Origin of the sequence: Streptomyces xiaopingdaonensis (genome assembly GCF_000262345.1) — a bacterium.
GTDB lineage: Bacteria > Actinomycetota > Actinomycetes > Streptomycetales > Streptomycetaceae > Streptomyces > Streptomyces xiaopingdaonensis.
The window spans coordinates 1-7285 of the sequence record NZ_AJTQ01000129.1 but is presented as its reverse complement, the minus strand read 5'-3'; the positions used below and the strand labels follow the sequence as shown (position 1 = coordinate 7285).

Sequence of the window (7285 nt, the reverse complement as noted above, 5' to 3'; positions counted from 1 at the left end):
CGGAATCCGGTCTCCGCGCGCCCGCGTTCGGGGGTCTGCGGGGCGGTGTCGGACGTCAGCCGACGGCGCCCTCCATCTGCAGCTCGATCAGCCGGTTGAGCTCCAGCGCGTACTCCATGGGCAGCTCCTTGGCGATCGGCTCGACGAAGCCGCGCACGATCATCGCCATCGCCTCGTCCTCGGTGAGACCGCGGCTCATCAGGTAGAAGAGCTGGTCGTCGCTGACCTTGGAGACGGTCGCCTCGTGGCCCATCGTGACGTCGTCCTCGCGGACGTCGACGTACGGGTAGGTGTCGGAACGGGAGACCGTGTCGACCAGGAGGGCGTCGCAGAGCACGTTCGACTTGGAGCCCTCGGCGCCCTCGGCGATCTCGATGAGGCCGCGGTAGGAGGTGCGACCGCCGCTGCGTGCGACGGACTTGGAGACGATGTTCGACGAGGTGCGCGGCGCCATGTGGACCATCTTGGCGCCGGCGTCCTGGTGCTGGTCCTCGCCGGCGAAGGCGACCGAGAGCGTCTCGCCCTTGGCGTGCTCGCCCATGAGGTAGACGGCCGGGTACTTCATCGTCACCTTGGAGCCGAGGTTGCCGTCGACCCACTCCATCGTCGCGCCCTCATAGGCGACCGCGCGCTTGGTGACGAGGTTGTAGACGTTGTTCGACCAGTTCTGGATCGTCGTGTAGCGGCAGCGGCCGCCCTTCTTGACGATGATCTCCACGACCGCCGAGTGCAGGGAGTCCGAGTTGTAGATCGGCGCGGTGCAGCCCTCGACGTAGTGCACGTAGGCGTTCTCGTCGACGATGATGAGCGTCCGCTCGAACTGGCCCATGTTCTCGGTGTTGATCCGGAAGTACGCCTGGAGCGGGATGTCCACGTGGACGCCCGGCGGGACGTAGATGAAGGAACCGCCGGACCAGACCGCGGTGTTGAGCGCGGCGAACTTGTTGTCGCCGGCCGGGATCACGGTGCCGAAGTGCTCCTTGAAGATCTCCGGGTGCTCGCGCAGCGCGGTGTCGGTGTCGAGGAAGAGGACGCCCTGCCTCTCCAGGTCCTCGCGGATCTGGTGGTACACGACCTCGGACTCGTACTGCGCGGCGACGCCCGCGACGAGGCGCTGCTTCTCCGCCTCGGGGATGCCGAGCCTGTCGTAGGTGTTCTTGATGTCCTCGGGGAGGTCTTCCCAGGTCTGCGCCTGCTGCTCGGTGGAGCGGACGAAGTACTTGATGTTGTCGAAGTCGATGCCGGAGAGGTCGGAGCCCCAGTTCGGCATGGGCTTCTTCTCGAAGAGCCGGTGGCCCTTGAGGCGCAGCTTCAGCATCCAGTCGGGCTCGTTCTTCTTGCCCGAGATGTCGCGGACGACCTCCTCGGAGAGTCCGCGCTTGGCGGCGGCGCCGGCCGCGTCGGAGTCGGCCCAGCCGTACTCGTAATTGCCCAGTCCTTCGAGTTCGGGGTGGGCAGTCTCCGTAGGAGAAGTCATGCGGGGTTCCTCCCGGCCGTGTTCACAGGTGCTGCTTCGGTGGACTTGCGGTTCTTGCGGGGCGAGCCGGGGCGCCCCGGCTCTGCCGATTCTCCCGGTCTTCCGGGCTGTCGGCGGGGCGTCTGCCTCGGCGCGGTGGCTTCGGACGACGACGAATGCGGCGCGGCGGAGCGCTCGCCCCGTACGCGCGGGACGAAGGTGGTGCACACCCCGTCGCCGTGCGCGATGGTGGCGAGCCGCTGCACGTGGGTGCCGAGCAGGCGGGAGAAGACCTCCGTCTCCGCCTCGCACAACTGCGGGTACTGCTCCGCCGCGTGCGCCACCGGGCAGTGGTGCTGGCAGAGCTGCTCACCCGCGGAGGCCGGCGCCGCGCGTGCCGTGGCAGCGTACCCGTCCTCGGTGAGGGCCTCGGCGAGCGCCCGGGCCCGCTCCTCGGGCGCGGCCCGCTCGACCGCGCTGCGGTACCTCTCGGCCTGCGCCTCGACGCGTGCCTTCGCGAACGAGGCGACGGCGGCCTCGCCGAGCTCGCCCTCGCCCGCGGTACGGGCGATCCATCGCAGCGCGTCCAGCGCGAGCTGGTCGTACGCCTGGTGGAACTCGTCCCTGCCGCAGTCGGTGAGTGCGAAGACCTTCGCCGGGCGGCCGCGCCCGCGGGCGCCGTAGACCCGCTGTTCGCGCGGCTCCACCACGCCCTCGCCCGCGAGGGCGTCCAGGTGCCGACGGACGGCGGCCTGGGTGAGCCCGAGCCGCTCGGCGAGCTCGGCCGCGGTCGACGGGCCGTGGTCGAGGATCGACCTGGCGACCCTGTTCCTCGTGCCCTGCTGCTCTTCGGAGGCGCCGGGCAGCGCCGAGCGCGCGGCGGCCTGCTCGGCCCGCGCACCCTGCCTCTGTCCTTCGCCCGTCTTTTTCACAACGCCATTGTTGCTTAATTCGCGGGAGCCGAGCAAGCGCACTCCGTGACCAGCCGCAATGGACTGCATCACGTAAGGCGAACCTCAGTAACCCGCCGTCATCGCCACTGCCGTGACGTCACCCCGCCGCCCGCCGGACGGACTGTCGGTGCCTCTCCTTAGACTGCACCGCATGCAGAGTTCAGCGGCTCCGGAAGCGGCCGTCGACGTCGCGGGGCTGGTGAAGCGGTACGCCGGCAAGACGGCCGTCGACGGGCTCGACCTCACGGTCGCACGCGGCAGCGTCACCGCCTTCCTCGGCCCCAACGGCGCCGGCAAGACCACCACGATCGAGACGTGCGAGGGCTACCGCGCCCCCGACGCCGGACGCGTCCGCGTGCTCGGCCTCGACCCCCGGCAGGACGCGGCCGCGCTCCGCCCGCGTGTCGGCGTGATGCTCCAGAGCGGCGGCGTCTACCCGATGGCGCGCGCCGAGGAGTCGCTCCGCCACATGGCCTCGCTCCACGCGAACCCGCTCGACGTCGCCGAACTCGTCGCGCTCCTCGGCCTCGGCACCTGCGGCGGCACGCCCTACCGCCGGCTCTCCGGCGGCCAGCAGCAGCGACTCGCGCTGGCGCTCGCCCTGGTCGGCCGGCCCGAGCTGGTCTTCCTCGACGAGCCCACCGCCGGCCTCGATCCGCAGGCGCGCAGGGCCACTTGGGACCTCGTGCGACGGCTGCGCGCCGACGGCGTCACCGTCGTCCTCACCACGCACGCGATGGACGAGGCCGAGGAGCTCGCCGACCGCGTCTCCGTCGTCGACGGCGGCAGGGTCATCGCCGAGGGGACGCCGGAGGAGCTGTGCAGAGGCGGCGCGGAGAACACGCTGCGGTTCACCGGGCGTCCCGGGCTCGATCTGGAGTCGCTCCTCAAGGCACTCCCCGACGGCAGCACCGCCGTCGAGCTCTCCCCCGGCAGCTACCGGCTGACCGGCACCGTCGATCCGCAACTCCTCGCCACCGTCACCTCCTGGTGCGCGCAGAACGGCGTCCTCGCCGACCGGATCGCGGTGGAACGGCGCACCCTCGAAGACGTCTTCCTGGAGCTGACAGGTAAGGAGCTGCGCCCATGAGCTCCGGCACCTTCACCCCCGCCCCCGGTGCGGCACCGCTCCCGCGGATGATCGCCGCACACGCCGGCCTGGAGCTCCGCACCCTTCTGCGCAACGGCGAGCAACTGCTGCTCACCGTGGTCATCCCGACGCTGCTGCTCGTCCTCTTCAGCGCCGTCGACATCGTGGACACGGGCGCGGGTGCCCGTGTCGACTTCCTCGCGCCCGGCATCCTCGCGCTCGCCGTCCTCTCCACCGCGTTCACCGGCCAGGCGATCGGCACCGGGTTCGAGCGGAGGTACGGCGTCCTCAAACGGCTCGGCGCCTCGCCGCTGCCGCGCTCGGGGCTGCTCGCCGCGAAGACCTGTGCCGTCCTCGTCGTCGAGCTCCTCCAAGTGGTGCTGCTGACCGTCGTCGCGCTGGCGCTCGGCTGGTCGCCGGCGGGGCTCTCGGCCTCCGGCGCGGCGACGGCCGTCCTGCTGCTCCTTCTGGGGACGGCGGCGTTCTCCTCGCTCGGGCTGCTGATGGCGGGGACGCTCCGCGCGGAGGCGACGCTCGCCGGGGCCAACCTCGTCTTCCTGCTGCTGCTCGTCGGTGGCGGGGTCGTCGTTCCGCTGGAGCGGTTCCCCGGCGGCGTCGGCGGCGTGCTGGAGCTGCTCCCCGTGTCGGCGCTCTCGGACGGGCTGCGGGACGTCCTGCAGTCCGGCGCGGGGAGCGCGTGGCCGCAACTGCTGGTGCTCGCCGTCTGGACGGTGGTCGGCTCGGCTGCGGCGGCGCGGTTCTTCAAGTGGGAGTGACGCCAGGCCGGCGAAAACTCAACACACCCCGGACGACGCGTAGTTCGGCCGTCCGGCGCGACGCTCGGCGCCCCCTCGTGAAAGTTCGCACAAGCGGGCGCTTACGATAGGCCCGTGCCGAATCTGCTCGAAGTCGTACGCAACCCGATCGCGTACATCGCCGCTCGCTGGACCCCGACCCAGCGGACCCTCCAGCGAGCCAGCTTCACCGCGCTCGCCGTCTCCGTACTGATCGTGGTGACGGGCGGCGCCGTACGCCTCACCGGCTCCGGGCTGGGGTGCGACACCTGGCCCAAATGCAGCTCCGAGAGCCTCGTCGCCACCTCGGAGATGGGCGTCCACGGGGCGATCGAGTTCGGCAACCGCATGCTCACCTGGGTGTTGAGCGCGGCCGTCGGCTGGACGATCGTCACCGCGAGGGCGGCGAAGCCGCGGCGCCGCGGGCTGACGAGGCTCGCGTGGTCGCAGTTCTGGCTCGTGATGGCGAACGGCGTGATCGGCGGCGTCACCGTCCTCACCGAGCTCAACCCGTACACGGTCGCCGGCCACTTCCTCCTCGCCAGCGCCCTGTTGACGGTCACCACGCTCACCTGGCTCCGCGCCCGCGAGGGCGACGAGGGGCCGCGCCCGCTCGTCGGGACGCCGATAAAGCGGCTGGCCTGGGTGCTTGCGGGGTTCACCGTCGCGCTCCTCGTCGTCGGCACCACCGTGACCGGCTCGGGGCCGCACGCCGGCGACAGCAGCGACGTGCCCCGGATGCCGATCGACTGGGAGTCCGTCGCCCGGCTCCACTCGGCGCTCGCCTGGGTCGTGGTGGCGCTGGGCCTCGCCGTCTGGCTGCTGCTGCGCCTCGTCGACGCACCCGCCGGCCCGCGCGCGCGCACCCGCGAGCTGCTGCTCGTCTTCGTGGCGCAGGGCGTCATCGGGTACGTGCAGTACTTCACCGACCTCCCCGAAGTCCTCGTCGCGCTCCACCTGCTGGGCTCGACGCTCGCCTGGGTGGCCGTGCTCAGGCTGCTCCTCTCGGTGCGCGAGCGCGGGCTGCCGCCTGCGCGGAAGGCGGACGCGCGTCCGACCGTCCCCGGGCAGACGGCGGAGCCGGAGTCCGAGGCGGTCGCCGCAGGGCGCTGAGTACGCCGCAACTCCCCCTGCCCGACTCGGGTCGGTGCAGGGGGAGTTGCGTGTGTGGCCTGCGTCTCGGGCCGCTCGCGGCTGTCGCACGGAGCTGTACCCGCCGGTAGCATCGGCGCCATGGCAGACAGCAGCAAGCAGGCGGCCCGGCTCGCCAAGCAGATCACCGCGTTCGCGTCGGCCCACGGCGGAGCCGAGGGCCAGATCGCCTACGTCGGCGAGGTCGGCTTCCGCATCGTCCTCGTCGGCTCCGACGGCGCCTGGGGCGACCTGATGGCGCCCTCGCAGCAGGTCGCGCAGGAAGCGACCGAGCAGGCGGGGATCACCGTCAACGAGCAGTACGACGGCGAGATGGCGGCGAAGACGCGGACCGGCCCGTACGAGTGGAGCCGGATGGCCGGCATCCAGCTCGGTGGCGGCAAGGCCGCCGCCTGAACTCCCGTACGCACGGCGAAAGATGACGCAACGCCTCGGGCGCGTGACCGACCGGCGGTCACGCGCCCGAGGCGTTGACGAGGGTCAGCGCAGGAACGGGTCGATGGCGACGGCGAGGAAGAGCACGGAGACGTACGTGATCGACCAGTGGAAGAGGCGCATCTCCTTGAGCTTCGCCCCGGTGAGCCCGGCCCGGGCGCGCGAGCGGAGAGCGTGCGCCTCCCAGAGCCACAACCCACCGGCGACGACTGCCACGGCCGGGTAGAACCACCCGACGTAGCCGAGCGGCCAGAGGAGCAGCGAGACGGCGACCATGATCCAGCTGTAGATGACGATCTGCTTCGCCACCACGACGTTCCCCGCGACGACGGGCAGCATCGGGACACCGACGCGCTCGTAGTCCTCCTTCACCCGCATCGAGAGCGGCCAGTAGTGCGGAGGCGTCCAGAAGAACATGACGAGGAAGAGGACGACGGCGGCCCAACTCACCTCGTCCCGCACGGCGGACCAGCCGATGAAGACCGGCAGGCAGCCCGCGATCCCGCCCCAGACGATGTTCTGCGAGGTGCGCCGCTTCAGCAGCATCGTGTAGACGACGACGTAGAAGAGGAGCGCGCTCAGCGAGAGGGCAGCAGAGAGCCAGTTGACGAGGAGACCGAACCAGAGGGTGGAGACGACCGCGAGCGCGAGCCCGAAGACGAGCCCCTCCCAGGGCTTGACGACACCGGTGACGAGAGGACGGTTCTCGGTCCTGTGCATCAGGGCGTCGATGTCCCGATCGATGTACATGTTCAGCGCGTTGGCGCCGCCGGCCGAGAGGTAACCGCCGACACAGGTGATCAGCACGAGCCAGAGGTCGGGGACCCCTTGGGCCGCGAGGAACATCACCGGAACCGTCGTCATCAGCAGCAGTTCGATGATGCGCGGCTTGGTGAGGGCGAGGAACGCCTTGGGTCGGGTTCCACGCGGCCGGTGCGCCGCTTCGCCCTCGCGCACCCCCGCAGTTCGGGACTGGACGGCCGTCACGTACACCCCTGATCGCCTCATGAATCCGCGAGCCCGGGACAGTCGAGGTGAACCCCCGTGAGAGCTCGCGCGTACCACGCCACTTTAGACGTTGGCCAGATGTCGCCGGCCGCGGGGGTCGCCCGTGTTGACGCCCGCAACGGCCCGGCGCACGGGGCTGGGCGAACGGTTCGCCGACCTCCGCCTCCCGGCGCTTCCGCCGCGCCGCCGGTCGGTCCGCGGGAGGTTCCGCGCCGCTTGCAGCCCGCGCGGTCCGGAGCGCGACGGCGGGCGGCAGGACGCGCGCAACCCCCGTGCGCGCAGCGCGAGATGCCCGGGGCACGTCGACGGGGCACGAGCGCCGCACGCCCTCTCTCATGGAGCGACCGCGACCGCCGATTCGCCTCCCTCAGGAACCATGCCGTAGAGTGGGTTTCAC

The 7285-nt window shown here is 71.2% G+C and carries 7 protein-coding genes; 4 read left to right on the top strand and 3 right to left on the bottom strand.

The window, feature by feature from the left end; all coding sequences use genetic code 11:
- Positions 1 to 55 precede the first annotated feature (55 nt).
- Together sufB and UWG_RS0110480 are read right to left on the bottom strand one after the other, a co-directional pair.
- A complete protein-coding gene (gene sufB / locus UWG_RS0110485; protein WP_016907161.1) occupies positions 56 to 1477 on the bottom strand; it encodes a Fe-S cluster assembly protein SufB in 1422 nt (473 codons plus the stop codon).
- Positions 1474 to 2388 carry a helix-turn-helix transcriptional regulator gene (locus UWG_RS0110480; protein WP_016907160.1) on the bottom strand — a complete coding sequence of 305 codons (915 nt, stop codon included), beginning with the start codon at positions 2386 to 2388 and terminating at the stop codon, positions 1474 to 1476. The genes sufB and UWG_RS0110480 overlap by 4 nt, the downstream gene beginning before the upstream one ends.
- A 172-nt stretch (positions 2389 to 2560) precedes the next feature.
- Here UWG_RS0110480 and UWG_RS0110475 point away from each other — a divergent pair, with 172 nt between their 5' ends.
- The 4 genes from UWG_RS0110475 (at position 2561) to UWG_RS0110460 (ending at position 5841) form a co-directional block, all read left to right on the top strand.
- Positions 2561 to 3499: an ABC transporter ATP-binding protein gene (locus UWG_RS0110475; RefSeq protein ID WP_016907159.1), complete on the top strand. Its 939-nt coding sequence runs from the start codon at positions 2561 to 2563 to the stop codon at positions 3497 to 3499.
- Complete coding sequence (locus tag UWG_RS0110470; protein WP_016907158.1) at positions 3496 to 4275, top strand: ABC transporter permease; 780 nt, start codon at positions 3496 to 3498, stop codon at positions 4273 to 4275. Before UWG_RS0110475 ends, UWG_RS0110470 begins: the two co-directional genes overlap by 4 nt.
- A 114-nt stretch (positions 4276 to 4389) precedes the next feature.
- Positions 4390 to 5406: a COX15/CtaA family protein gene (locus UWG_RS0110465; protein ID WP_016907157.1), complete on the top strand. Its 1017-nt coding sequence runs from the start codon at positions 4390 to 4392 to the stop codon at positions 5404 to 5406.
- A gap of 120 nt (positions 5407 to 5526) precedes the next feature.
- Positions 5527 to 5841 (top strand): hypothetical protein, encoded by a 315-nt coding sequence (locus UWG_RS0110460; RefSeq protein ID WP_016907156.1) that lies wholly within the window; start codon positions 5527 to 5529, stop codon positions 5839 to 5841.
- Between the two features lie 84 nt (positions 5842 to 5925).
- Here UWG_RS0110460 and UWG_RS0110455 read toward each other — a convergent pair whose 3' ends face one another.
- Positions 5926 to 6867, bottom strand: coding sequence for a heme o synthase (locus tag UWG_RS0110455; protein ID WP_029391344.1), 942 nt, complete (start codon positions 6865 to 6867; stop codon positions 5926 to 5928).
- Positions 6868 to 7285 lie beyond the last annotated feature (418 nt).

What these genes read in the sequence shown, in the direction of transcription:
- UWG_RS0110470 (WP_016907158.1), top strand. Translation starts at nt 3,496, where the DNA reads ATGAGCTCCGGCACCTTCACCCCCGCCCCCGGTGCGGCACCGCTCCCG.
- sufB (WP_016907161.1), bottom strand. Translation starts at nt 1,477, where the DNA reads ATGACTTCTCCTACGGAGACTGCCCACCCCGAACTCGAAGGACTGGGC.
- UWG_RS0110475 (WP_016907159.1), top strand. Translation starts at nt 2,561, where the DNA reads ATGCAGAGTTCAGCGGCTCCGGAAGCGGCCGTCGACGTCGCGGGGCTG.
- UWG_RS0110460 (WP_016907156.1), top strand. Translation starts at nt 5,527, where the DNA reads ATGGCAGACAGCAGCAAGCAGGCGGCCCGGCTCGCCAAGCAGATCACC.